This is a genomic window from Actinomadura sp. NPDC000600, from assembly GCF_040492135.1.
Lineage (GTDB): Bacteria > Actinomycetota > Actinomycetes > Streptosporangiales > Streptosporangiaceae > Spirillospora.
In genome coordinates, this window is sequence record NZ_JBEUPD010000002.1 from 109,843 (window position 1) to 131,137 (window position 21,295).

A 21,295-nucleotide genomic window follows, 5' to 3' on the forward strand; every position below is an offset into this window, starting at 1 on the left:
CCTCGGCCGTCGATCGTCCAGTGCCGACCTTTTGCTCGATGTTGACGGGGTCGCGATGGGCGCCTTCCCTCCCGGCCGTGATGGCCGGACTGATGGGTAGAACGTGTTCTTGTATTTTTCGGGTGGAGCCGGGAGGCTGGGGCCCATGGATCTGGTCGCACTGGAAGAGATTCGGCGGTTGAAGTACCGGTACCTGCGGTGCGTCGACCTCAAGCTGTGGGACGAGTTCGCCGAGGTGTTCACCGAGGACGCGGTGGCGGAGTACGACACGCCCGTGCTCGGCGAGACGCTCCGGCTGGAGGGCCGGGACGCGATCGTGGCGTACATGCGGTCCAACCTCGGTCCGGACAAGATCAGCACGCACACGGCGGGCTGCCCGGAGATCGACCTGGACGGGGACCGCGCCACCGGGACCTGGTCGCTGGACGACACGATCATCCTGCCGAAGGACCGGCTGCTCATCCGGGGCGCGGCCTTCTACCACGACGTGTACCGGCGGGACGGCGACGGCTGGCGGGTCGAGAAGACCGGGCACAAGCGCACCTACGAGTACATGGTGTCGCTGGACGACGCGCCGAGCCTGAAGTTCACCACCTCCCATTGAGCGGGACCCGGGCATTGCCCCCCGCATAGAACACGTTCTAATCTGCGTCCCGCCAGAGCACGGCCTCGCGCCCGCGATCCGAGGAGAGCCCGGTGGCCACCGACTCAGCCGAAGGCAGCACCCACAGCCAGGGCAGCACCGACAGCCAGGGCGGCACCGCCGGTCAGGGCGGTACCGACAGCCAGGACGCCGCGACGCGCTCGTTCGCCGAAGCGGTCGTGGAGGCGGAGCGGATCATCCGCGCCGCGCCGCACGTCAAGAACGACCAGGACCTGGCCGAGGGCCTCGACTACCTGGCCGGAAGCATCAAGGCGTCGCTGCACATGGTGGGCGCCTACCAGCGGGACTACCCGTTCTTCGCCTCGTCCACGGGGCCGTACACCAAGCTCGGGCTCGACAACCCCGACACGCTGTACTTCCACGCCTACATCCGGGACGACGCCGAGTACGTGGTGACCGGGCGCCGGGGCACCACCGCCGACCTCAGCTTCCAGGTCATGAACGGCGACTACTCGCCGGCGAAGTCGCCCGACAGCCTCACCGCGTTCGACGACCGCGAGCTGGACATCGCCGAGGACGGGACGTTCCAGCTGCGGTTCGGCCCGCCGAAGCCGGACGCGGGGCCCGGATACGTGGCCCTCGCCCCCGGCTCGGCGATGCTCATCGTGCGCGAGGTCTTCAGCGACTGGGCGAACGAGAGGCCGGGGGAGATCCGCATCCACCGCGCCGACACGCTCGGGACGTCCCCGCTGCCGGTGCCGTCCGACCGGATGGCCAGGCGCTACGAGATAGCGGGCAAGATGCTGGTGTCCAGGATCCGCACCTTCCTGGCCTTCCCCGAATGGCACTACCTGCAGTTGCCGGTCAACACGCTGACCGAGCCGCGTCCGACGCCCGGCGGGCTGGCGACGCAGTTCTCGTCCGTCGGCCACTACGACCTGGACGATGACGAGGTCATGGTCATCACCGCCCCGGCCGCCGACCGGAAGGCGGCCCCCTACCAGGGCTTCCAGCTCGGCAGCATGTGGTACGTCTCGCTCGACTACATCAACCACCAGACGAGCCTCACCGCCGACCAGGCCCGCGTGGACGAGGACGGCATGATCCGCTACGTCGTCAGCGAGCGCGATCCCGGGCTCGCCAACTGGATCGAGCGCACCGGGCACCGCCGCGGCTACCTGCAGTTCCGGTGGCAGCGGCTCGCCCGCGACCTCACCCCGGAGGACGGGCCGACCGCCGAGGTCGTGCCGTTCGACGACCTGCCGCGCGTGCTGCCCTACTACGAGAGCCAGCGCGTCGGGGAGGCGGAGTGGGCGGAGCGGATCGCCGCCCGCCAGACCGCCGTGGCGAAGAGGATGCTCGGCTGATGGGCGCCGGACTGCTGGACGGCAAGGTCGTCGTCGTGTCCGGTGTCGGCCCGGGGCTCGGCCGGGGGCTCGCCCTCCAGTGCGCCAGGGCCGGTGCCGACCTCGTCCTGGCCGCGCGCAACGAGGAGCGGCTCGCCGAGGTCGCCAAGGAGGTCGAGGAGCTCGGGCGGCGCGCCGCGACCGTCCCGACCGACATCCGGGACGCGGCCGCCTGCGAGCGGCTGGCCGAGGCCGCGGGGGAGGCGTTCGGGCGGGTGGACGGCCTGGTCAACAACGCCTTCGCCACGCCGCCGCTGACCGATCTGACGAAGGTCGACCTCGACGCGGTGCGGGCGGGCTTCGAGACCAACGTGCTCGCCGCGCTCCACCTGACCAGGCTGTTCGTCCCGGCGCTGGAGGAGTCCCGCGGCTCCGTCGTCATGATCAACTCGGCGGTGCTGCGGCATTCGCGGCGGACGTTCGGCGCCTACAAGATGGCCAAGGCGGCGCTGCTCGCGATGGCGCAGAACCTCGCCACCGAGCTCGGGCCGCGCGGGATCCGCGTCAACACGATCGCGCCCGGCTACATCTGGGCGCCCAACCTCAAGTGGTACTTCCAGCACCTCGCGGAGAAGCGCGGGGTGACGGCGCAGCAGGTCTACGACGAGAACGCCGCGACGACGGACCTGCGCAAGCTGCCCGAGCCCGACGAGGTCGCCGACGCCGCCGTGTTCATGCTGTCGCCGCTGGCCCGCGCCGTGACCGGGCAGTGCCTGGACGTCAACTCCGGCGAGTGGCACCACTAGGAAGGGCGTACCCGATGACGAACGGTCGCGACAGCGTGGGGACCGTCGAGGACCTCCATGCCTCGGCCAGCAAGATCACCGGATCGGACGACTTCGGCGGCGACGAGTACCTCGACGGGCTGAAGGTGCTCCTGGAGTCGCTGGCCGCGGACGCGGGGCTCACCCCGTTCGGCAACAAGGCGCAGCGCGCGATGCTGCGCGGCGCCCTGGTCGCCCGGCAGTTCTCCGAGACGGCCTGGCGGCGCCATCCCGAGTACGCGGACGTCCCCGTCGAGCGGCCCGTGTTCGTGACGGGCCTGCCCCGCACGGGGACCACGGCCCTGCACCGGCTGCTCACCGCCGACCCCGCGCACCAGGGCCTCGACCTGTGGCTGGCCGAGGTGCCGCAGCCCCGCCCGCCGCGCGAGACCTGGGCCGACGACCCGGTCTTCCAGGCGATCGACGCGGGATACCGCCGGCACCACGTCGAGAACCCCGAGTTCATGGGCGTGCACTACATCTCGGCGGACTCCGTCGAGGAGTGCTGGCAGCTGCTCCGGCAGAGCATGCTCTCGATCTCCTTCGAGTGCCTGGCGCACCTGCCGACCTACTCGTCCTGGCTCGCCGGGCAGGACTGGACGGACGCCTACCGCAGGCACCGGCGCAACCTCCAGCTCATCGGCCTGAACCACCCCGGCCGCCGCTGGGTGCTGAAGAACCCCAGCCACCTCTTCGCCCTGGACGCGCTGCTGGAGGTCTACCCCGACGCGCTGGTCGTCCAGACGCACCGCACGCCGCGGACCGCGATGGCGTCGATGTGCAGCCTCGCCGCGCACGCCACCGCCGGATGGTCGGAGGTGTTCGCCGGCGCCACGATCGGCCGCGACCAGCTCGACCTGTGGAGCCGGGGCCTCGACCGGTTCCGCGCCGAGCGGGCGCGGCACGACCCCGCGCGGTTCGTGGACGTCCACTACGACGACTTCGTCCGCGACCCGATCGGCACGGTCGAGTCCGTCTACGCCCGGTTCGGGCTGCCGTTCACGGACGAGGCCCGCGCCGCCATGACGAGCCTCCACGCCGAGAGCTCCACCGGCGCCGCGAAGCCCGCGCACCGGTACTCGCTCGAAGACTTCGGCCTCACCGCCGAGCAGGTCGACGAGCGCTTCGCCGACTACACCGCAGCTCTCCGCTGAGCCGCGCCTCCGCCCGACCGCACGCCCGGGTCGGGCGGGCGCCCGCCGACGCGCCCGAGCGTGCTCATCGCGCCAGGACCCCTGTCCCGGTGCGGTCGCGTCGACCTGCGGCATCTGGACATGCCGCAGGTCGACGCACCGCTGGCCAGGTCGGGGCCGGGTACTGCCTCAGCGGGTCGGCTCGGGTGCGCGCCGCGGAGCGGGCGGGACCGGTGACGTCCGGGCGGCCCGGTCCGGTCCGGGCATGAACAGGGCGGCGAGCGCCCCGGCGAGCGACAGGGCGCCGGTGAGCACGAGGGCGGGCCCGAAGCCGTCGGCGAAGGTCCGCGCCGTGCCGTAGCCGCCCTCGGCGCCGAACACCGCGGCCGCGACCGCCACGCCGAGCACCGCGGCGAACTGCCGCAGGGTGTTGAACACCCCGGACGCCTTGCCGATCTCCCGCGGCGCCACCGAGTTGATGATCGCGGTCTGCGCGGCCGGCATCGCCATGCTGACCCCGGCGCCCGCGACGACCATGGGGGCGATCAGTTCCGGATAGGCCGTCGCGGTCCCGGCGGTGAGGCCGATCCAGCCGAGCCCGATCCCCTGCAGAGCCAACCCGGCGGCGGTGAGGGGACGGGACCCGACCCGGTTCACCAGTGCCCCCGCGACCGGGGCCACCACGGTCACGGTCCCCGTCCACGGCATGAGCTGGAGCCCGGCGGTCATCGGCCCGGCCCCGAGGGAGGTCTGGAGGAACTGGGCCATGAAGAACAGCGAGCCGTACAGGGCCGCGTACAAGAGGAGCCCGGCGGCGTTGCCCGCGGCGAAGCCGCGCGAGCGCAGCAGGCGCATCGGCACCATCGGCTCCCGGACGCGCAACTCCCAGGCGACGAAGCCCGCCAGCAGCAGGGCCCCGGCCGCCAGCGCGCCGGCCACCTCGAAGGAGCCCCAACCGGAGCCGTCGGCGCGGATCAGGCCCCACACCAGCCCGAGCGCGCCCCCGGTCACCAGCAGTACGCCGCCGAGGTCGAAGGAGGCCCCGCCGCCGCGGCTCTCCGGGACGTACCGGAGCACCAGCGGGATGACCGCCAGCCCGATCGGCACGTTGAGCCAGAAGATCCACTGCCACGCCAGTCCCTCGGTGACCACTCCGCCGACGACCGGCCCCGCCACCACCGCGAGACCGGTCACCCCGGCGAAGACGCCGAGGGCCCTGGCGCGCCGCTCGGGCGGGAACCCGTTGCTCAGCAGCGCCATCGCGAGCGGCATCACCAGCGCGGACCCGCACCCCTGGACGGCGCGCGCGGCGATCAGCCAGCCGATGCCGGGGGCCGCCGCGCAGGCCACCGACGCCGCCGTGAACAGGCCGAGCCCGCCCACGAACATCCGCCTGCGCCCGAAGCGGTCGCCCAGCGCGGCGCCGGTCATCAGCAGGACGGCGAAACTGAGGCCGTAGGCGTTCACGGTCCATTCGAGTTGTTCCATGGTGGCGGACAGGTCCAGCCGGATCCTGGCCAGCGCGGTCGTCACCACCGTCGCGTCCAGCGCCACCATCAGCGACGCCGTCGCGGTCAGGCCGAGCAGCCGGCCGCTTGTTCTCCGCGCCATGCGCGTTCCCTCCGAGATTGTCAGGCGACGTTCTTCATCGCCTGTACAAACCGGCCGAGCGGGCGGGATTCAGCGGGCGGAGGCCGACGATTCCAGCCCCGGCCTCCGGTCAGTACATGGGGAGGTGCGTCCTATGAAGACCGAAGAGAGAGATGCCGGGCCCGAGGAGTTCGGGCGCTTGACGGACCCGTTCCGGCGGGAGCTGATGGCCTACTGCTACCGCATGCTCGGCTCCGTGCACGACGCGGAAGACCTGGTCCAGGAGGTGTATCTGCGGGCGTGGCGGTCGTACGCGTCCTTCGACGGGCGGGCGTCGCTGCGCACGTGGCTGTACCGGATCGCGACGAACGCCTGCCTGAACGCCCTGGAGCACAGCAGCCGGCGGGTGCTGCCGTCCGGTCTCGCCGGGCCGTCCGCCGACGTGCCACCGCGCGGGTCGCGCGTCCCCGAGGTGACCTGGCTGGAGCCCCTGCCCGACAGGCTCTCCGGCGCCGCGCCGGAGGACCCGGCCGCGGTCGTGGCCGCGCGGGCCGGCCTGCGGCTGGCGCTGATCGCCGCGCTGCAGTACCTGCCGCCCAGGCAGCGCGCCGTGCTGATCCTGCGGGACGTGCTGGCCTGGCCCGCCGCCGACGTCGCCGGAATGCTCGGGATGACCGGCGCGGGGGTCAACAGCACGCTGCTGCGCGCCCGGTCCCGGCTGGAGCGGCTCGTCCCGGCCGGTGAGGAGATCACCGAACCGGACGAACCGGAGCAGCGCGAGCTGCTCGACCGGTTCGCCAGGGCCTTCGAGACCGTGGACATCCCCGCGCTCACCCGCCTGCTCACCGAGCAGGCGGCCTGGGAGATGCCGCCCGTCCCGCAGTGGTTCACCGGCCGGGAGGCGATCGGGCGGCTGCTCGCGGCGCGGCTCCCCTCCGGTTGCGGCCGGGGCCTGCTCGTGCCGGTCCGCGCGAACGGCCAGCCCGCCTTCGCCGCGTACCTGCGCGGTGAGGACGGCGCCCTGACCGCGCATTCCGTCATGGTGCTCTCCCCTGCCGATTCAGGAATCGCGCATATAGCGAGTTTTATGGATCCTTCCCTTTTTGAGTATTTCGACCTTCCCCGGGTTCCCGGTTGATCGAGTTCGTTCCGTTACGCGGCGCGGCGGCCGGGTAGGGCATCCGGCAATTGCCGAGGTGCTCTTTGGGGGACGAGCCCGATGACGAAAGCGCTGCCGCCGACCAGCAGGAACCGCGCGAGCCTGACCTACCGGCTGCGCTATGCCGCCCAGAATCCAGACAAGATCGGTACATATCTGTCCCGGATGGCGCGGGACCTGAAATTCCGCGTCTCCAGCCGCGGCCATGTGGCCTACTACCGGGCCGTCATGAAGTCGGACGCGGCCAGGAACCCGGAGGCCGCCGTCGGCAGCCCCACCCACGAGCGCTGGCTCGCCCTCGGCCAGATGCAGTTCGACTACCTGCTCAGGCACGGCCTCAAGCCGGACGACCGCATCCTGGAGATCGGCTGCGGCAACCTGCGCGCGGGCTGGCGGTTCATCGACTACCTCGACCCCGGCAACTACTACGGCATCGACATCTCACCCGACATCCTGCTCGCCGCGCAGCAGACGCTCGTCCGCCACGGCCTCCGCGAGAAGATGCCGCACCTGACCCTCGTCGGCGACCTGAAACTGGAGTTCCTCCCCACGGAGCACTTCACGGTCGTGCACGCGCACAGCGTCTTCAGCCACTCGCCCCTGGAGGTCATCGACGAGTGCCTCGCGCACGTGGGACGCGTCCTGGCCCCCGGCGGGTTCTTCGACTTCACCTTCGACCGCACGGAGGGGGCCGAGCACCACGTCCTCCGCGAGGACTTCTACTACCGCACCGAGACCTTGACCGCGCTGGCCGGGAGGCACGGCTTCACCGCCCGCTTCATGGACGACTGGGAGGAACTCCCGCACGGCCAGTCCAAGATCCGGGTGACCCGCTGAGGCGGCCCGCGAGAGGCGGCGTGCGCCCGTGCCCACCTTCCCGCGGCTTTGCGCACCTGGGAGTTTGGTCCGCTGCGCGCCGAGGGATCTTCGGCAGGTCGAGGGTGATCTCAGATCGGGGAGACGGATGGACATCGCTCGGACCGGCGTGCTCGCCCCGGCCGCGCCCGCGCTGCTGGCCGGCGCGCTGCTGGCGGGATGCGGCGGCAACCCCGTCTCCACCGACGTGTCGCCCGCGTCGGGCGTCGCGGGGCAGGTCGGGCAGGTCGCCATCCGCAACCTCTTCGTCCTCGGCGGCGAGGGAGGCGCCGTGATCAAGCAGGGCGGGTCGGCGCCCGTCTACCTGACCATGGTCAACTCGCCCAGCTCGATCGAGAGCTTCGGCGTCTCCGGGAGCCAGGCACCCCGCACGGAGGACGACACGCTGACGTCGGTCTCCTCGCCGCAGGCCGCCTCCACGGAGATCATCGGTGGGCCCGTCCGGCTCCCGGCGGGGCAGGACGTCCAGATCGGGCCGTCGGCCAAAATCGTCATGCGCGGCCTCAAGAAGCCGCTCTCGACCGGTCAGTTCATCCTGCTCACCCTGCACTTCCAGCGGTCCGGCAGCGGTTCCCTGAACGCCCCGGTCCAGGCTCGCCAGGGCGACCTGCAGAGCTACTCCCCGGCCCCCTGACGCCGTCCACCCGCATGGGACGCCGTGATGCGTCCGACACCTGCGGTCCGCATCATCGGAGCGCGGAAGGGAAGGCAGACCCGTGTGGGAACCCCCCAGGCCTCCGTCACCGAGCAACGCCCCCGGAGGCTCCGCACGGCCGATCTGAGGACCATGCTTCTCTTCACCAACGCCCAGGCCGGTACGCATGACGCCGAGACCCTCGACCGGGTCGCCGCGCTGCTCCGGGACGCCGGGCAAGAGGTGACCGTCTGCCCGTGCGTCGCGCCCGGAGACCTCGACGAGGCGCTGGACAGGGATCGGAAGGCGGTCGTCGTGGCCGCCGGCGGCGACGGATCCATCAACCGCCTGGTCGGCACCCTGCACCGGCGCGGCGAGCTGGACCGGACGGTCGGCCTGCTGCCGATGGGCACCGGGAACGACCTCGCCCGCAACCTCGGCATCCCGCTCGACCCCGAGGAGGCCGCCCGCCTGCTGCTGGACGGCGGCCGGCGCGAGCTGGACATGATCGTCGACGAGGACGGCCGCGCGACGCTCAACGCCGTGCACGTGGGCATCGGAGCCGCGGCAGCGGAGAGCGCGACCCGGTTCAAGAGCACGCTCAAGGCCGCGGCGTTCCCGCTGGGCGCGGTCCTGGCGGGCGTGCGCCACTCCGGGTGGCGGCTGCGGGTCGAGGCGGACGGCGAACTGGTCGCCGAGGGCAGGTTCCTCATGGCCGCGATCACCAACGCCTCCGGCATCGCGGGCGGCTCCGCCCAGCTGGCGGCGGACGCGCACCCGGGGGACGGGAGACTGGAGCTGGTCGTCTCCGCCGCCACCGGCCCCTTCGCGCGCGTCGCGTACGCCCTGCGCCTGCGCGACGGCAGCCACCGCTACCGGGACGACGTCCTGCACACCAAGGCCTGCGAAGTGACGATCAGCGGGCAGGAGTTCCGCGTCAACAGCGACGGCGAGGTCTCCGGTCCCTACACGAGCCGCACCTGGACGCTGCGCCCGTCCGCGTGGCGGCTGATCGCCCCGGCCTGACAGAGGGCCGCCCCCGAGAGGTCAGGCGGTGGTCTCCTGGTGCACCGTGAGCGGGACGAGCGGGTGGAGTTCGCTCACGCCGGGACGCACGATCGCGTAGGAGCTCTCCGGCACCTCCTTCCACGCGCCCTCGAGATGGTGGATCGGCTCGGACACGACGAAACGCGCTTCCGTCCCGAGCTCCTGGAGGACGTCCAGCTCGGGGTAGAGCCTGCGCAGCTGGGCGATGTCGGTGGAGCAGAAGAGGGACCTCGTGCGTCCCAGGGTGGAGTAGCGGAACACCCAGATCGACTCGCCCTGGGTGGTGGCCACGGTCATCTGCAGGGGATCGGGCACGCCGTAGCGCCGGCCGAGGTCCTCGACGAAACCGATCGCGCGGGCGACCGCGCCCGGCGGGTCCTCCATCAGGCCGAAGGTGAGCGACAGGTAGAACAGGGCCTCCGAGTCGGTCGTCCCCTCGATCTCGGCGTAGAGCGACGGGTCGACCGCGAGCATGACGTCCCGCTTCAGCCTGGTGAAGTCGGCGATGGACCCGTTGTGCATCCACAGCCACCGCCCGTGCCGGAACGGGTGGCAGTTGCTGCGCTGCACCGCGGCGCCCGTCGAGGCCCTGACGTGCGCGAACAGCAGCGGAGTGCGGATCTCCCGGCTGATCTCGAGCAGGTTCGGATCACTCCAGGCCGGGTTGATGCTCTTGTACACGGCGGGGATCCGCCGCTCCCCGAACCAGCCCATGCCGAAGCCGTCCCCGTTCGTGGTCTCCTCTCCCAGCCGGGCGCGCAGGCTCTGGTTGATCAGGGAGTGGGCCGGCCGGAAGAGCAGGGCCTCCGCCAGGGCGGGATCCCCGGAGTAGACCATCCACCTGCACATCGCCACCCACCTCGCATCGCTTCGCCGCCGCGACGACCGGGGCCCGTCCGGCCATGCGGCCAGGACCAAACCCCCCTTTTGCTTCATCCCTACCCGGTGAGGCCCGCGAGCCACCCGTGCGGGACGACTCCGCGCTGGGGGGACGCCCGGGGCCATGGAGCCGGACGCGCGGCACCGCGGGCACGGTGGAGCCGGTGTGCCCGCGGTGCTGTGCGGTCAGTGGTGCTGTGCGGTCAGAAGACGAAGCAGTCCGCGAACCGGGTCTCGCGGCTGAGCGCGGCGGAGGCGAAGCCGCCCGCGTTGCGGGTGACCTGGGCCGCCTCGGTCGGGTGCGGGGTGGTGCTCTGGCAGGACGTCGGGGAGCTGTGCCCGGACATCAGGTAGTCGCAGCGTCCGTTGCGGTTGTCGGGCAGGCCGAGGGCGTGCCCGAGCTCGTGCGCGGCGATCCTCGGCGGGTAGAAGCCGTCGTCGACGGCCTGGCGTCCCATGTAGATGGTGGCCCGGCCGAAGCCGCCCATGTAGGTGCGCGGCCAGCCGTCGTCGGCGTAGACCTTGACGGTGGCCTGCGCGCCGGTCGCGGGCTTGAGCTGGATCGCCGGCACGGCGGCGTTCCAGGCGGCGGCGCCCTGGTCGACGGCCGCCCTGAACTCCTGCGCCGTGCTGGCGTCGTAGTAGATGGTGCGGACCGCGACCGGCGCCGCGGCCGACGCGGAGTCGACGACCAGCGCGGGCACGAGGAAGGACAGCCCGAGCGTGACGGCCAGCGCCGTCACGATCTTGCGAATCACCATGGAGAACTCCTACAGGTGGGGGGAGCGGGGGGTCAGCCGCCGATCTGCTGGTTGATCCATGACAGGTACGGCGCGATGCCTGTGTAGAGCGTGGTGGTCGCGCACTCGCCCATGTTGTCGCCGGGGCCGTGGGTCTCGCCGACGAGCGTCCAGGCGCCGCGGCTGCCGACGACGGCGGGACCGCCGGAGTCGCCGTGGCAGGCGGAGTGCGTCCGGTCGCCCGACACGCAGACGTCGTTCGCGGTGCCGCCGCCGGCCGCGCACCGGCTGCTGGGCAGGACGGTCAGGTCGATCTCCTGGAGGACGGTGGCGGTCCGGCAGCTCGGCCAGCTCATGCAGCCGAAGCCGAGCAGCCGCACGGGGGTTCCCGCGGCGGGGTTGGACTGCGCCATCCTGACCGGAGCCGACTGGGCGGGGGTGGACAGGTGCATCAGCGTGAGGTCGGTTCCGGACCGGGTGGTGCGCCGGTCGATGTAGCGGACCTCGCCGCCGGAGTTCTTGTAGGTCGAGCCGATCCGGGCCTGCGACGCCGGGCCGCAGTGGTTCGCGGTGACGATCCACTGGGGCGCGACCAGGCTGCCGCCGCAGCCGTTGCTCAGCGACACCATCCAGGAGTACGTCTCGGTGGCGTTGTGGCCGCCGATGATCGGCACCCCGCCCGCACCGGGCGGTTCGGCGGCGTTCGCGGACGTCACGCCGCACATCGCGAGCGCGAGCGCGCACGCGACCAGCGCCGCATGCATCAGTCTGCGCATGACGGTTCTCCAATCGGGGGGTATTTCCGCGGGGCTGTATGGAGTCCGGTGAAGAAGCGGTTCCGGCCGCCGCGGGCGGGCCCCGCTCGCGCTGACATTCCTCCACGGCCTTGCGCCGGAGCGTGTTCGTCAGAAAAATAATCGCCGTCGAAATGAATCGACCCCGCAAGTGTCGGTACGCGCTGGGGCGCCTTGACATCCTCGCGGGGTTCACAGTTAGGGGAGGGTAGTTGAGGGCAGAACTGCCCTCTAGAAGGTGAATAGCGCTAGATATTCAATGTGTATTTCGAGGCTAATAGAAACCCGGCTTCTCCTGTGCGTTCACGCCGGTGTCGGACGCGTGCGGCCGCTGGGAGGGGGCGAGCAGGGGAAGAACGGCACGCTGTTTCTGGACTACGGGCGCTGACGCGCTGCTTCGGGCGGGCGGCTTGCGCGGGTCCAGGGCCAGGTGATCAGGGCCCAGCCGAGAAGGATGATCAGGGTCTCGACCATTACGTACCAGGGCCAGGGGCCCATCAGGTCCAGGACCGAGCCGGAGCCGGGCTTGTCGTTGAGGTATCCGTAGTTCGTCCCCGCGCTGAGGTTGAAGACGAAGGTGGCTACCGCCCATGCCGCGGTGGCGGCGACCGCGAACCCGTAGTCGCTCCAGTCCGGCCGCATGCCGAGGCCCCAGGTCAGGTACACCGCGGACCACACGATCATCAGGTGCATCCCGAAGAAGCCGAGGTAGTCGATGCCGGGGTAGTCGCCGCCGTTGAGCGCGGGCGTGAGCAGGCCCTGCACCGAGAGGGTGAGCCCCCAGTAGTAGGTCAGCGCGAACCAGCGCCGGCCGAACGTCCACAGCGCGCCGACCGCCGTCAGCCAGGCCACGTCGCACAGTTGGAGCGGCAGCGACCCGCCGATCCGCCACTGGCCGGGGAGCAGGGTGTGGACCTGGGTTCCGACCATCACGTACACGATCGCCAGCGCGTACGCCTTGCCGAATCCCCGCGCCTGCTCACCGAAGGCCGCGCCCGGCTCCGCTCCCGCGCGCTGGGATCGGCCGACGAGCACCAGGCCGACGCAGCCGACCGCGAACAGCCCGAGCGCCGCCCAGTGCGAGGGGCCGTACACGGCGAAGCGCCCGGCGTCGGTCAGCGGCATCCGGCGATGCTAACCGCCCCGGCCGCCCGGCGGCTGCGTTGGTTCCACCCGGCGGCAGGGAATCGTCCGACGCGCGGACGCCGTCTCCGGTGCTGAGAGTGACCTCTGAGTACTCCAGGGTGATGCAAGAGATGGCTTCGCGGGGTGATGTGCGGTCTCGGACGGCGGGCGAGCATGGACGGCGAGTGAAGTCGTGGTCCGGACGAGGGAAGGAGCGCAAGGTGCGGAAGGTCGCCACGGTTCTCGGGCTCGTCGTCGGCCTGTTCTTCGTCGCGCGCGCGGTCGCCGAGCCGTTCGTGATCGACATGACCGACCCCGCGACCTACCGGGAGGACTGGGGCGGGCCCAGCCTGGCCGGAGTGCTGCTCGTGCACTGCGGTCCCGGGGTGCTCTGCGCGATCGCGATCATCGTGATGCTGCTGCGGCGGCGCCCCGGCGCGCGGAGGGGCGAACCCGGCGTCTGACCGTACGCGGGGTGACGCCGGGGCGGTGGCGCTATTCGAGCAGGGACGCGGAGTGGTCGGGGACGTAGGTCTGCATTTCGCGCGGCGGGCGCTCGTAGCCCTTCGGGGGCGGGCGCTCGGGGAGCGGCAGGTGGGGCGGCTCGACGGCGTGGTAGGGGATCGTCGACAGCAGGTGGGCGATCATGTTGATCCGGGCGCGCCGCTTGTCGTCGCTCTCCACGACGTACCAGGGCGCCTCGGGGATGTCGGTGTGGACGAACATCTCGTCCTTGGCGCGGGAGTAGTCCTCCCAGCGGGTGATGGACTCCAGGTCCATCGGCGACAGCTTCCACCGCCGCATCGGGTCCTCCATCCGGCTGCGGAAGCGGCGCTCCTGCTCGTCGTCGCTGACCGAGAACCAGTACTTGCGCAGCAGGATCCCGTCCTCGACCAGCAGGCGCTCGAAGATGGGGCACTGGTGGAGGAAGCGCGTGTACTCCTGCTTGGAGCAGAAGCCCATGACGCGCTCGACGCCCGCCCGGTTGTACCAGGAGCGGTCGAACAGGACGATCTCCCCGGCGGCGGGCAGATGCTCGGTGTAGCGCTGGAAGTACCACTGCGTGCGCTCGCGGTCGGTCGGTACGGGCAGCGCGACGATCCGGGCGACGCGGGGGTTGAGGTACTCGGTGACGCGCTTGATCGTGCTGCCCTTGCCGGCCGCGTCCCGTCCCTCGAAGACCACGACGACGCGGGCGCCCTCGCTGCGCACCCACTCCTGCAGCTTCACCAACTCCGCCTGGAGGCGGGCCAGCTCCGGCTCGTACACGTTCCGGGGCAGGCGCTTGACCTTGCTCATGAGGACATCTCTACCCCAAGGAGGGGCGCACCGGACATCCCGGGCGACGGTGAGCGGGTGGATCCGGAGTGTCCGGCCGTCCGGGAGGCCTCTTGACCGCGCCCGACCGGGGTCATACATTCACTCACGATATGTATGAATGACTGGCTGTAGGAATGACTGTCTGGGCGGTGGCGGTATGCGGAACGAGACGGCCGTGGTGCTCGGCGGCAGCGTGGCGGGGCTGTGCGCCGCCGGAGTGCTAGCGCGGAGCTTCGACCGGGTGGTCGTTCTGGAGCGGGACCGGCTCCCGGCGGACGCCGAGCACCGCCGGGGCGTCCCCCAGAGCAAGCACCCGCACTTCCTCCTCAACTCCGGCCGGCGCGCGATCGGCGAGATCTTCCCCGGGTTCGAGGAGGCGCTGATCGCCGCGGGCGGGATGCACCTGATGCCGTCGATGGACGCCGCCTACTGCGAGAACGACGGCTGGGCCCCGCGCAAGTCGGGTTCGATGACGATGGTCTACAGCTCCCGGGTGCTGATCGAGCGCGTCCTGCGGGACAAGGTCCGCGAGGTGCCCTCCATCGAGATCCGCGAAGGCGTGACCGTCACCGGGCTGCGGTCGGTCGGGGCCGGGGCCCCGAGCGGCCGCGTCGAGGGAGTCGAGTACAGCACCGCCGAGGGCGAGGACGGCTACCTGGCCGCCGGCCTGGTCGTGGACGCGCTGGGCCGCGGCTCGTCGGTCGTCGACTGGCTGGGCGCGGCCGGCTGGGACGTGCCGCCGCAGCAGACCCTCGACGCCAAGGTCACCTACACCTCGCGGTGGTACGACCTCCCGCCCGCCGACCGGCGCCCGGAGTCGTGGTGGTGGAAGCACCTCGTCATCACCCCGACCCAGGACGGCGGCGACCACCCCGCCGAGCACGAGTTCCTCAGCAACTTCTTCCCGATCGAGGGGGACCGGGCCATCGTGTGCATGGGGTCGTGGGGCATCGAGATGCCGCGCAAGGCCGAGGCGTTCGAGGCCGCGGCGGACCGTGTGCGGACACCGGTCTTCGGCCGGGCCGCCCGCGCCTGCACCCCGACCTCCGAGGTGCACCTGACCCGTTCGACCGGCAACAAGTGGCGCCGATTCGACCTGCTCAAGGCGCCCCCGGTCGGGCTCGTGAGCATCGGCGACTCGATCTGCGCCTTCAACCCCTTCTACGCCCAGGGGATGAGCTCCGCCGCCCGCTCCGCGCTCATCCTCGGCGAAATGCTGCGCGTCCGCGGCGCCGTCGACCTCGCCTTCACCCGCGAGTTCCTCCGCCGGCAGAGGGCGTCCCTCCAGGTGCCCTGGATGCTGGCGATGGCCCGTGACCAGGCCTACGACTTCGCGACGGGAACCGAGACCGCCCCTGCCTGGCGCCGCAGGATCACCGCGCGCCTGAGCTGGCCGATCTTCAACGCCATCACCGCCGCCGGCCGCGAGGACGCCTACGTCGAGCGGACGTTCGCCCAGGTGTTCAACCTCGACAGGTCGCTGGGGCAGATGGCCGCGGACCCGCGGTTCTGGTTCGGCGTCGTGCGCTACAAGCTGCGGCAGCGGCTCGGCCGCACCATCGTGCCCGGCGGGTTCGACGACCAGCGGGACCCGCCCGGCACCGACTTCACCGGCTACGCCGGCCCGCGCGGCGCCTCCCCGTCCGGCGGCGCCCGCGGCGACGACCTCGTCGGCGCCTGACCCCGAGGGAGCAAGCGATGGGCTACACCTGCGACTCGGCGGCCGAGAGCGTCGCCGAGCGACTCGGCTTCTCCTGCCACGGCGCCGATCCCGTGATCAGCGTCCGCAATCCGTTCGGCCTCGCCGACGGCACCATGCCGGCGCTGGAACTGCTCGTCATCGGCGGCGCGGTGTTCGCCCTGGTCCATGCGTGGCGGCGGTGGCGCCGCGACGGCGACCCGGTCAACCTCTCGCTGTGGTTCGCCTCGGTCGTCTACCTGGCCGTGATCGAACCGCCGCTGTACTTCCCCGGCTGGTTCGGGCTGCAGGAGCACGTCGGGTTCATCTTCTCCCACAACGTGTTCACGGTGCAGTTCATGTACGACCGGCTGCCGCTCTACATCGTGGCCTTCTACCCCGCGATCTCGCAGCTCGCCTACGAGCTGGTCCGGGCCCTGGGCGTCTTCGCGCGGCGCGGACCGCTGGCCGGGTCGCTGGCCGTCGCGTTCGCGTGCCAGGTCTTCTACGAGGTCTTCGACCAGCTCGGCCCGCAGCTGCGGTGGTGGGCGTGGAACGCCGCCAACGAGAAGATCAACCAGCCCGCGCTCGCCTCGGTGCCGATGAACAGCATGCTCCTGTTCGCCTCGGTGTCCTTCGGCGCGATGACCTACCTCGTGGTCCGCCTGGTCGGTCGCGGGGACGGCCCAGCGCTGACCGGGCCGCAGATCGGCTGGCGCACCGTCCTCGCCGGCGCGGTGACACCGCTCGCGATGATCATCGTGAGCGCGCCCAGCGGCGCCTTCCGGGACCACCTCGGGGCCCAGCGGGCCGTCCTCGGCGTCGAGCTCGCCGCGGTGTGGATCGCCGGCCTCTACCTGCTCGCCGAGGCCTGGCGCGCGAGCCGCGCCGGCGAGGCCGCCCCGGTGGCTTCGCCGCTGTTCGCGCGGACGTATCCGGCGCTGTACCTCGGCGTCCACGTCGTCTTCTGGCTGGTCGCGCTGCCCGCGTACCTGGCGTCGAGCGACGGCGTCACCGAGCAGGGGACGCCGGTCGGGAGCCTTTGGTACGCCGCGCTGTGCGCCGTCGCCGCCACCGTGTTCACCGTGGCCGCGGTGCGCGCGACGGCGCCCCGGACGACGGCGGAGCCTGTGCGATCCTAAGACCATGGGGCACCACGGCTGGGGCGGCCGCCCTCCCGCGTCGGAGGCCGAGGCCCGGCAGCGCATCGTCGACGCGACGGTCCGCTGCATCGACAGGCACGGCGTCGTGAAGACGACCCTGTCCGACGTCGCGGCCGAGCTCGGTGTGACCCGCCAGACCGTCTACCGCCACTTCGGCCGCATCAGCGACATCATCGGCGAGGTCGCGGCCCAGGGCGCCGAGGCGTTCGTGGACCGGCTGATCGCCCACCTCGAGGGCATCGGCGACCCGGCCGAGGCCGTGGTCGAGGGCATGATCTTCTGCGTGCGGACCATCCCGAGCGAGCCGCAGCTGAGCCTGCTGCTCCAGCTGGAGGACTCCGCCGCCTTCGGGCGCGGGGCCACCACCACGGACGCCATCGCCTACGGCGCCGAGATGCTGCAGCGCTTCCCCGTCGACTGGGCCGCCGCCGGCATCGGCGAGGACGACCTCGACGGGCTCGCCGAGATCGTCATGCGCCTGCTGACCTCGCTGCTCCAGCACCCGAGCGAGCCGCGGAAGGACGAGGCCGAGCTCCGCGCCGTCCTGAACCGCTGGCTGGCCCCCGCCCTGCGCGCCCGCGCCTGACCGCGAGCGTGCCGCGCGAAGGCGGCGGCCGCGGTGGCGGCACGGTCCCGCTTACTCCGTCGCGGAGCGCAGGTACGGCGTGAGCAGTTCGTGGGCGAGCCGGCGGGCCGCGCGCTCCGCGAGGCCCTCCTCGATCATCCGTGTCAGGGCGTAGACGACCGACTGGATGAGTTCGGCCGTCCGGTCGGGGTCGGACGCGCCGTGCTCCGCAAGGGCAGCGCGGAGCGGCGTCTGGAGCTCGTCGTGCAGCAGCCGGCTGGAGTTGGCCAGCGTGTCGGTGCGGCCGGTGGCCGCGAGGGCGCGGGCCAGCGCGTGGTCTCCGCGGGCGACGAGGCGGAGGTTGGCGTAGACGTAGGCCAGGATCCGGTCGCCGGGCGTCCCGGCCTTGGCCATCTGCGCCTCGACGTAGGCGGACCAGCGCGGGAAGGTGTCGACGATGAGGGCGTCGAGCAGATCGTCACGGGACTTGAAGTAGGCGTACACGCTGGAGCGGGCGAGCCCGGCCCGGCGGGCGACGTCCGCCAGGCTGGGGGCCCGCTCGGCCTCCTCGGACAGCAGGCCGCGGGCGGCGTCGAGCAGGGCGGCGCGCTGCGCGGCGCGGTGCTCCGCCACGGTCGGCGCCTGGATCTTCGGCACGCGGCCCCCTTTCCCCTGTCCCGTCGTCGCGCCCGCCGGGCGGCCCGGCCGGGGCGTCAGGCGAGTGCGGTCAGGCGCCCGTCGATCATCTCGTACACCGTGTCACAGTGTTCGAGGACGTCGTGGTCGTGGGTCACCATGATGGCCGCCACGCCGTACTGCCCCGCCTCGCGGGCGAGCAGCCGGACGATCTCGTGGCTGCGCGCCCGGTCCAGCGCGGCGGTGGGCTCGTCCACGAGCAGCACGCTCGGCTCGGTCACCAGGGCGCGGGCGATCCCGACCCGCTGCCGCTCCCCGCCGGACAGCTGGTGGGGACGCCGGTCGGCCTTGCCGGCCATGCCCACGTCCTCCAGCAGCGCGAGGGGGTCGCGGCCGGACCGCGCGCGGCGCGGCCGGAAGCGCATCGGCAGCCGGAGCTGGTCGACGGCGGAGAGCGCGGGGATGAGGTTGCCCGACTGGAAGACGAACCCGACGTGCTCGCGCCGCAGCTTCGCCCTGGCCCGCCCGCCGGCGGCCGTGAGATCGACCCCCGCCAGCGTGACCGTGCCCTGGTCCGGGCGGGCGAGGCCGCCCGCGACCGCGAGCAGGCTCGACTTGCCGGCGCCGGACGGGCCGACGATCGCGGCAAGCTCTCCGGGGCGCACCACCAGGTCGACGTCGTCGAGGGCCTGGACGGTCTCGGCGCCGTCGCCGTGCCGCAGGCCGACGCCCTCCATGACCAGCCCGGGGCGGTCGGTCGCGCCGGCCTCCTGCGGCCCGGCGGTCGGCGTGGTCTGGCCGGTCATCGGTTTCCTCCAAGGGCGGTGGCCGGGTCGATGGACGCGATCCGGGCGACGGCGGCCCCGGCGCCGACGAGCCCGAGCAGGACGAGGCCCGCGGCGGCGGCCGTGACGCTCGGGGCGCTGAGGGCGAACGGCATCCCGCCGCCGGTGATGAGCGAGCCGAGCCCGACGCCGATCCCGGCGCCGATCGCGACGGAGGCGATGAGGAGGAGGAACGCCTGGGTGAGCGCGTCGCGGAGCAGCCAGCCTCTCGACGCGCCCATGGCGCGCAGCACGGCGACCTCGTGCTTGCGCTGGATGGCCCAGACGGCGAAGAACGCCCCGACGACGAGTGCGGAGATGGCGTACAGGAACACCTGGATGAGCTGGAGCGTGGACGTCTCGGCCGTGTAGCCGGGCGAGGCGCCGTAGGACTCCTCCAGAGTGAGGCTCTCGGTCCTGGCGGCGGCGTCGCCCGCGGCCAGGTCGACCGAGGCCCCGGACTTCGCGCGCACCGCCACGGCGGTGATCTCCTGCGTGGCGTGCGCGGGCACCGGGTCGCCCGGCGCCGCACCGGCCTTGATCAGCTGCCAGGTGCGCAGGGGCACGTAGGCCACGTCGACGTGTCCGAAGGTGTTCTGCCGCGGGGTGGCACCGACGACGCGCAGCTTCGTCCCGAGGCGGGCGACCGTGACCGTGTCGCCGATGCGCAGGCCGGCGTCCAGGGCCGTGTCGCTGACGACGATGCCGTCCGCGCCGCTCAGGCGCGCGCCCTCGCTCACCTCGGGGGAGAGGAACGAGTCCGGTGCCACGCCGAACAGCGCGAGGTCGATGTCCACGCCGCGGTCGCTCTTGGTGTTGACGAGCGTGTTCCCGTAGGGGGCGGCCTCCGCGACGCCCGGCCGGCTCCGCCAGGCGTCCACGGCGGACATGTCCACCACGCTCCGGGAGAAGGCGGAGTCGTGTTGGACGCCGCGCTCGAACGCGAAGGAGGTGACCGGCAGGTTCTGCAGCCCGGACACCCCGTCCCGGACCAGTCCCACCGACAACCCGGACAGCATCACCATGAGGACCGCGATCAGCCCGACGACGGCGCCCATCAGCCCGAACCGGACCTTGGCGAACCGCAGCTCACGAAGTGCGAGGAACATCAGCCCACCCGCGCTTTTGTCGACATCATGTCGTCAAGATACCAACACGATGTCGCCAACCTGCCCCGGGGGCCGAGTCCCCGTGACCGGGGGCGCTCCCGCGGGCTGATCGCGACATTTGCGACAGATGTGACAGTGCTGATCTTCCTGGCGCTGAGCCAGGTGAGCGGGCCGCAGGGCCCGGCCCGATTGGAGATCATCTTGTTGCCGCATGCTCGTCCCGCCGTGGCGCTCGCCCTGGCCGTCTCGCTGGCGGCCGGCGGCTGCGGGATCGTCGGGAAGGCCAAGGAGGAGGCCGGCGCCCCCGGCGAGAGCGCCCCGCCGCCCCCGCCGGCCCCGGCGCTGACGGAGCAGCAGGTGCGACCGGTCCTGGCGCGCTATGTCGCGCAGTCCAACGCCGTCCACAAGCTGCTGAACGCCAAGGGCGCCGCCACCGTCTACACCGGTTCGTCCCTGCAACTGGAGGCCGCGAAGTACCGGATCTTCAAGGCGAACAAGCTGCGGTTCAAGCCGGCCAGGTACGGGCAGGTCCTCGGGGCGAGCCCCAAGTTCACCGGCCACCCCAAGTGGTTCTTCGCGGTCATGACCGACCGCGGCGCGAACCCGCCGGTGCGGGACCACATCGTTTTCGTCCAGGACCGGGAGGGCGGCCCCTGGCGCGCCGCCTACGCGCCGCTGGCCGCCAAGCCGGTGAAAGGCCCGATCGCACCGGGCGTGGACGTCGCCGACTACCCGGACGTCGTCCCGGAGGCCGACGCCTCGCTCGTCCTCGCGCCGAACCAGGTGGCGCCCGCGCTGGCGGACGCCGTCAACCGGGGCTCGCAGAGCGGGCACCTCCGCTCGTTCACGGTGCCGGCCTGGGCGAAGCAGAAGCGCGCCAGCCTGCTCCAGGACCGCAAGACCTTCCGCGCCCAGCGCTGGGCGGGCACGGCGGCCTACTCGGGGGCCAAGACGCCGGTGTACGCGGTGCGCACCACGTCCGGCGGCGCGCTCGTCTGGTCGGCGATCGAGCTGACCGAGTCGTTCCGCCATGCGGGCAAGGGCGCCGGGATCACCTGGAAGCACCGGGACTGGGGCGACCTGCTCCGCCCGTTCACCGGCCGCTCCAGCATGAAGCGGGCCATCACCACGGTCGAGCGCATCGAGCTGCTCACCTACGTCCCGCCGAAGGGCCGGGGGACCGTCAAGGTGATCGCGTTCCGCTGGGCTCCGATCCGCGTCACCGGGAGCTGACACCGCCGCTCCGCGC

Annotated in this window: 22 protein-coding genes; 13 read left to right on the plus strand and 9 right to left on the minus strand. The window is 72.1% G+C overall.

What is annotated here, in order from left to right; all coding sequences use genetic code 11:
- The first annotated feature begins 145 nt into the window (after positions 1 to 145).
- From ABWI07_RS03325 to ABWI07_RS03340, 4 genes are all read left to right on the plus strand, one after another.
- Complete coding sequence (locus ABWI07_RS03325) at positions 146 to 604, plus strand: nuclear transport factor 2 family protein (protein ID WP_149261976.1); 459 nt, start codon at positions 146 to 148, stop codon at positions 602 to 604.
- A gap of 92 nt (positions 605 to 696) precedes the next feature.
- Positions 697 to 1,971: a hypothetical protein gene (locus tag ABWI07_RS03330; protein ID WP_235037111.1), complete on the plus strand. Its 1,275-nt coding sequence runs from the start codon at positions 697 to 699 to the stop codon at positions 1,969 to 1,971.
- Entirely contained in the window at positions 1,971 to 2,756 is a 786-nt protein-coding gene (locus ABWI07_RS03335; RefSeq protein ID WP_149261975.1) for an SDR family oxidoreductase, read from the plus strand. Before ABWI07_RS03330 ends, ABWI07_RS03335 begins: the two co-directional genes overlap by 1 nt.
- A 14-nt stretch (positions 2,757 to 2,770) precedes the next feature.
- Complete coding sequence (locus tag ABWI07_RS03340) at positions 2,771 to 3,928, plus strand: sulfotransferase family protein (RefSeq protein ID WP_353817570.1); 1,158 nt, start codon at positions 2,771 to 2,773, stop codon at positions 3,926 to 3,928.
- 168 nt (positions 3,929 to 4,096) lie between these two features.
- Here the strand turns inward: ABWI07_RS03340 and ABWI07_RS03345 are convergent, their stop codons facing one another.
- Entirely contained in the window at positions 4,097 to 5,518 is a 1,422-nt protein-coding gene (locus ABWI07_RS03345) for a DHA2 family efflux MFS transporter permease subunit (protein ID WP_149261973.1), read from the minus strand.
- 133 nt (positions 5,519 to 5,651) lie between these two features.
- On the opposite strand from ABWI07_RS03345, the gene ABWI07_RS03350 reads away from it, so the two are divergent.
- From ABWI07_RS03350 to ABWI07_RS03365, 4 genes are all read left to right on the plus strand, one after another.
- A complete protein-coding gene (locus ABWI07_RS03350; protein ID WP_353817571.1) occupies positions 5,652 to 6,635 on the plus strand; it encodes a sigma-70 family RNA polymerase sigma factor in 984 nt (327 codons plus the stop codon).
- Between the two features lie 81 nt (positions 6,636 to 6,716).
- Positions 6,717 to 7,493 (plus strand): class I SAM-dependent methyltransferase, encoded by a 777-nt coding sequence (locus tag ABWI07_RS03355; protein ID WP_149261971.1) that lies wholly within the window; start codon positions 6,717 to 6,719, stop codon positions 7,491 to 7,493.
- 127 nt (positions 7,494 to 7,620) lie between these two features.
- Entirely contained in the window at positions 7,621 to 8,166 is a 546-nt protein-coding gene (locus ABWI07_RS03360) for a copper chaperone PCu(A)C domain-containing protein (protein ID WP_149261970.1), read from the plus strand.
- Between the two features lie 153 nt (positions 8,167 to 8,319).
- Positions 8,320 to 9,192 (plus strand): diacylglycerol/lipid kinase family protein, encoded by an 873-nt coding sequence (locus tag ABWI07_RS03365; RefSeq protein WP_353817572.1) that lies wholly within the window; start codon positions 8,320 to 8,322, stop codon positions 9,190 to 9,192.
- A 21-nt stretch (positions 9,193 to 9,213) separates the two neighbouring features.
- Here the strand turns inward: ABWI07_RS03365 and ABWI07_RS03370 are convergent, their stop codons facing one another.
- The 4 genes from ABWI07_RS03370 to ABWI07_RS03385 form a co-directional block, all read right to left on the minus strand.
- On the minus strand, positions 9,214 to 10,062 hold the full coding sequence (locus ABWI07_RS03370; protein WP_353817573.1) for a class II glutamine amidotransferase: 849 nt from the start codon (positions 10,060 to 10,062) through the stop codon (positions 9,214 to 9,216).
- 233 nt (positions 10,063 to 10,295) lie between these two features.
- Complete coding sequence (locus ABWI07_RS03375) at positions 10,296 to 10,853, minus strand: snapalysin family zinc-dependent metalloprotease (RefSeq protein ID WP_353817574.1); 558 nt, start codon at positions 10,851 to 10,853, stop codon at positions 10,296 to 10,298.
- A 32-nt stretch (positions 10,854 to 10,885) separates the two neighbouring features.
- Positions 10,886 to 11,608: a S1 family peptidase gene (locus ABWI07_RS03380; protein WP_149261967.1), complete on the minus strand. Its 723-nt coding sequence runs from the start codon at positions 11,606 to 11,608 to the stop codon at positions 10,886 to 10,888.
- 393 nt (positions 11,609 to 12,001) lie between these two features.
- Positions 12,002 to 12,751, minus strand: a complete 750-nt coding sequence (locus ABWI07_RS03385) for a YwaF family protein (RefSeq protein WP_149261965.1) — start codon at positions 12,749 to 12,751, stop codon at positions 12,002 to 12,004.
- 221 nt (positions 12,752 to 12,972) lie between these two features.
- Between ABWI07_RS03385 and ABWI07_RS03390 the strand changes: the two genes are divergently transcribed.
- Positions 12,973 to 13,215 (plus strand): hypothetical protein, encoded by a 243-nt coding sequence (locus ABWI07_RS03390; RefSeq protein WP_149261964.1) that lies wholly within the window; start codon positions 12,973 to 12,975, stop codon positions 13,213 to 13,215.
- A 31-nt stretch (positions 13,216 to 13,246) separates the two neighbouring features.
- On the opposite strand, the gene ppk2 is transcribed toward ABWI07_RS03390, so the two are convergent.
- The gene (ppk2, locus tag ABWI07_RS03395) at positions 13,247 to 14,050 is read right to left on the minus strand and encodes a polyphosphate kinase 2 (RefSeq protein ID WP_353817575.1); all 804 of its coding nucleotides are present in this window, start codon (positions 14,048 to 14,050) and stop codon (positions 13,247 to 13,249) included.
- A gap of 178 nt (positions 14,051 to 14,228) precedes the next feature.
- Between ppk2 and ABWI07_RS03400 the strand changes: the two genes are divergently transcribed.
- The 3 genes from ABWI07_RS03400 to ABWI07_RS03410 are packed head-to-tail and all read left to right on the plus strand — an operon-like array spanning position 14,229 to position 17,498.
- A complete protein-coding gene (locus tag ABWI07_RS03400) occupies positions 14,229 to 15,752 on the plus strand; it encodes an FAD-dependent oxidoreductase (protein ID WP_200842158.1) in 1,524 nt (507 codons plus the stop codon).
- A 17-nt stretch (positions 15,753 to 15,769) separates the two neighbouring features.
- Positions 15,770 to 16,891 (plus strand): hypothetical protein, encoded by a 1,122-nt coding sequence (locus tag ABWI07_RS03405; RefSeq protein WP_353817576.1) that lies wholly within the window; start codon positions 15,770 to 15,772, stop codon positions 16,889 to 16,891.
- A 4-nt stretch (positions 16,892 to 16,895) separates the two neighbouring features.
- Complete coding sequence (locus tag ABWI07_RS03410) at positions 16,896 to 17,498, plus strand: TetR/AcrR family transcriptional regulator (RefSeq protein ID WP_353817577.1); 603 nt, start codon at positions 16,896 to 16,898, stop codon at positions 17,496 to 17,498.
- 51 nt (positions 17,499 to 17,549) lie between these two features.
- On the opposite strand, the gene ABWI07_RS03415 is transcribed toward ABWI07_RS03410, so the two are convergent.
- Genes ABWI07_RS03415 through ABWI07_RS03425 form a run of 3 tightly spaced genes read right to left on the minus strand, consistent with a single transcriptional unit; the run spans position 17,550 to position 20,046 of the window.
- A complete protein-coding gene (locus ABWI07_RS03415; protein ID WP_149261960.1) occupies positions 17,550 to 18,134 on the minus strand; it encodes a TetR/AcrR family transcriptional regulator in 585 nt (194 codons plus the stop codon).
- A 56-nt stretch (positions 18,135 to 18,190) separates the two neighbouring features.
- On the minus strand, positions 18,191 to 18,919 hold the full coding sequence (locus tag ABWI07_RS03420) for an ABC transporter ATP-binding protein (protein ID WP_149261959.1): 729 nt from the start codon (positions 18,917 to 18,919) through the stop codon (positions 18,191 to 18,193).
- A complete protein-coding gene (locus tag ABWI07_RS03425) occupies positions 18,916 to 20,046 on the minus strand; it encodes an ABC transporter permease (protein WP_353817578.1) in 1,131 nt (376 codons plus the stop codon). The genes ABWI07_RS03420 and ABWI07_RS03425 overlap by 4 nt, the downstream gene beginning before the upstream one ends.
- A gap of 129 nt (positions 20,047 to 20,175) precedes the next feature.
- Between ABWI07_RS03425 and ABWI07_RS03430 the strand changes: the two genes are divergently transcribed.
- Complete coding sequence (locus ABWI07_RS03430) at positions 20,176 to 21,279, plus strand: DUF8094 domain-containing protein (protein WP_149261957.1); 1,104 nt, start codon at positions 20,176 to 20,178, stop codon at positions 21,277 to 21,279.
- The last annotated feature ends 16 nt before the right edge of the window (positions 21,280 to 21,295 follow it).

Excerpts from the sequence above, each read along its gene's own strand:
- ABWI07_RS03325 (WP_149261976.1), top strand. The coding sequence starts at position 146 with ATGGATCTGGTCGCACTGGAAGAGATTCGGCGGTTGAAGTACCGGTAC.
- ABWI07_RS03335 (WP_149261975.1), top strand. The coding sequence starts at position 1,971 with ATGGGCGCCGGACTGCTGGACGGCAAGGTCGTCGTCGTGTCCGGTGTC.
- ABWI07_RS03340 (WP_353817570.1), top strand. The coding sequence starts at position 2,771 with ATGACGAACGGTCGCGACAGCGTGGGGACCGTCGAGGACCTCCATGCC.
- ABWI07_RS03345 (WP_149261973.1), bottom strand. The coding sequence starts at position 5,518 with ATGGCGCGGAGAACAAGCGGCCGGCTGCTCGGCCTGACCGCGACGGCG.
- ABWI07_RS03350 (WP_353817571.1), top strand. The coding sequence starts at position 5,652 with ATGAAGACCGAAGAGAGAGATGCCGGGCCCGAGGAGTTCGGGCGCTTG.
- ABWI07_RS03355 (WP_149261971.1), top strand. The coding sequence starts at position 6,717 with ATGACGAAAGCGCTGCCGCCGACCAGCAGGAACCGCGCGAGCCTGACC.
- ABWI07_RS03360 (WP_149261970.1), top strand. The coding sequence starts at position 7,621 with ATGGACATCGCTCGGACCGGCGTGCTCGCCCCGGCCGCGCCCGCGCTG.
- ABWI07_RS03365 (WP_353817572.1), top strand. The coding sequence starts at position 8,320 with ATGCTTCTCTTCACCAACGCCCAGGCCGGTACGCATGACGCCGAGACC.
- ABWI07_RS03370 (WP_353817573.1), bottom strand. The coding sequence starts at position 10,062 with ATGTGCAGGTGGATGGTCTACTCCGGGGATCCCGCCCTGGCGGAGGCC.
- ABWI07_RS03375 (WP_353817574.1), bottom strand. The coding sequence starts at position 10,853 with ATGGTGATTCGCAAGATCGTGACGGCGCTGGCCGTCACGCTCGGGCTG.
- ABWI07_RS03380 (WP_149261967.1), bottom strand. The coding sequence starts at position 11,608 with ATGCGCAGACTGATGCATGCGGCGCTGGTCGCGTGCGCGCTCGCGCTC.
- ABWI07_RS03385 (WP_149261965.1), bottom strand. The coding sequence starts at position 12,751 with ATGCCGCTGACCGACGCCGGGCGCTTCGCCGTGTACGGCCCCTCGCAC.
- ppk2 (WP_353817575.1), bottom strand. The coding sequence starts at position 14,050 with ATGAGCAAGGTCAAGCGCCTGCCCCGGAACGTGTACGAGCCGGAGCTG.
- ABWI07_RS03400 (WP_200842158.1), top strand. The coding sequence starts at position 14,229 with ATGCGGAACGAGACGGCCGTGGTGCTCGGCGGCAGCGTGGCGGGGCTG.
- ABWI07_RS03405 (WP_353817576.1), top strand. The coding sequence starts at position 15,770 with ATGGGCTACACCTGCGACTCGGCGGCCGAGAGCGTCGCCGAGCGACTC.
- ABWI07_RS03410 (WP_353817577.1), top strand. The coding sequence starts at position 16,896 with ATGGGGCACCACGGCTGGGGCGGCCGCCCTCCCGCGTCGGAGGCCGAG.
- ABWI07_RS03420 (WP_149261959.1), bottom strand. The coding sequence starts at position 18,919 with ATGACCGGCCAGACCACGCCGACCGCCGGGCCGCAGGAGGCCGGCGCG.
- ABWI07_RS03425 (WP_353817578.1), bottom strand. The coding sequence starts at position 20,046 with ATGTTCCTCGCACTTCGTGAGCTGCGGTTCGCCAAGGTCCGGTTCGGG.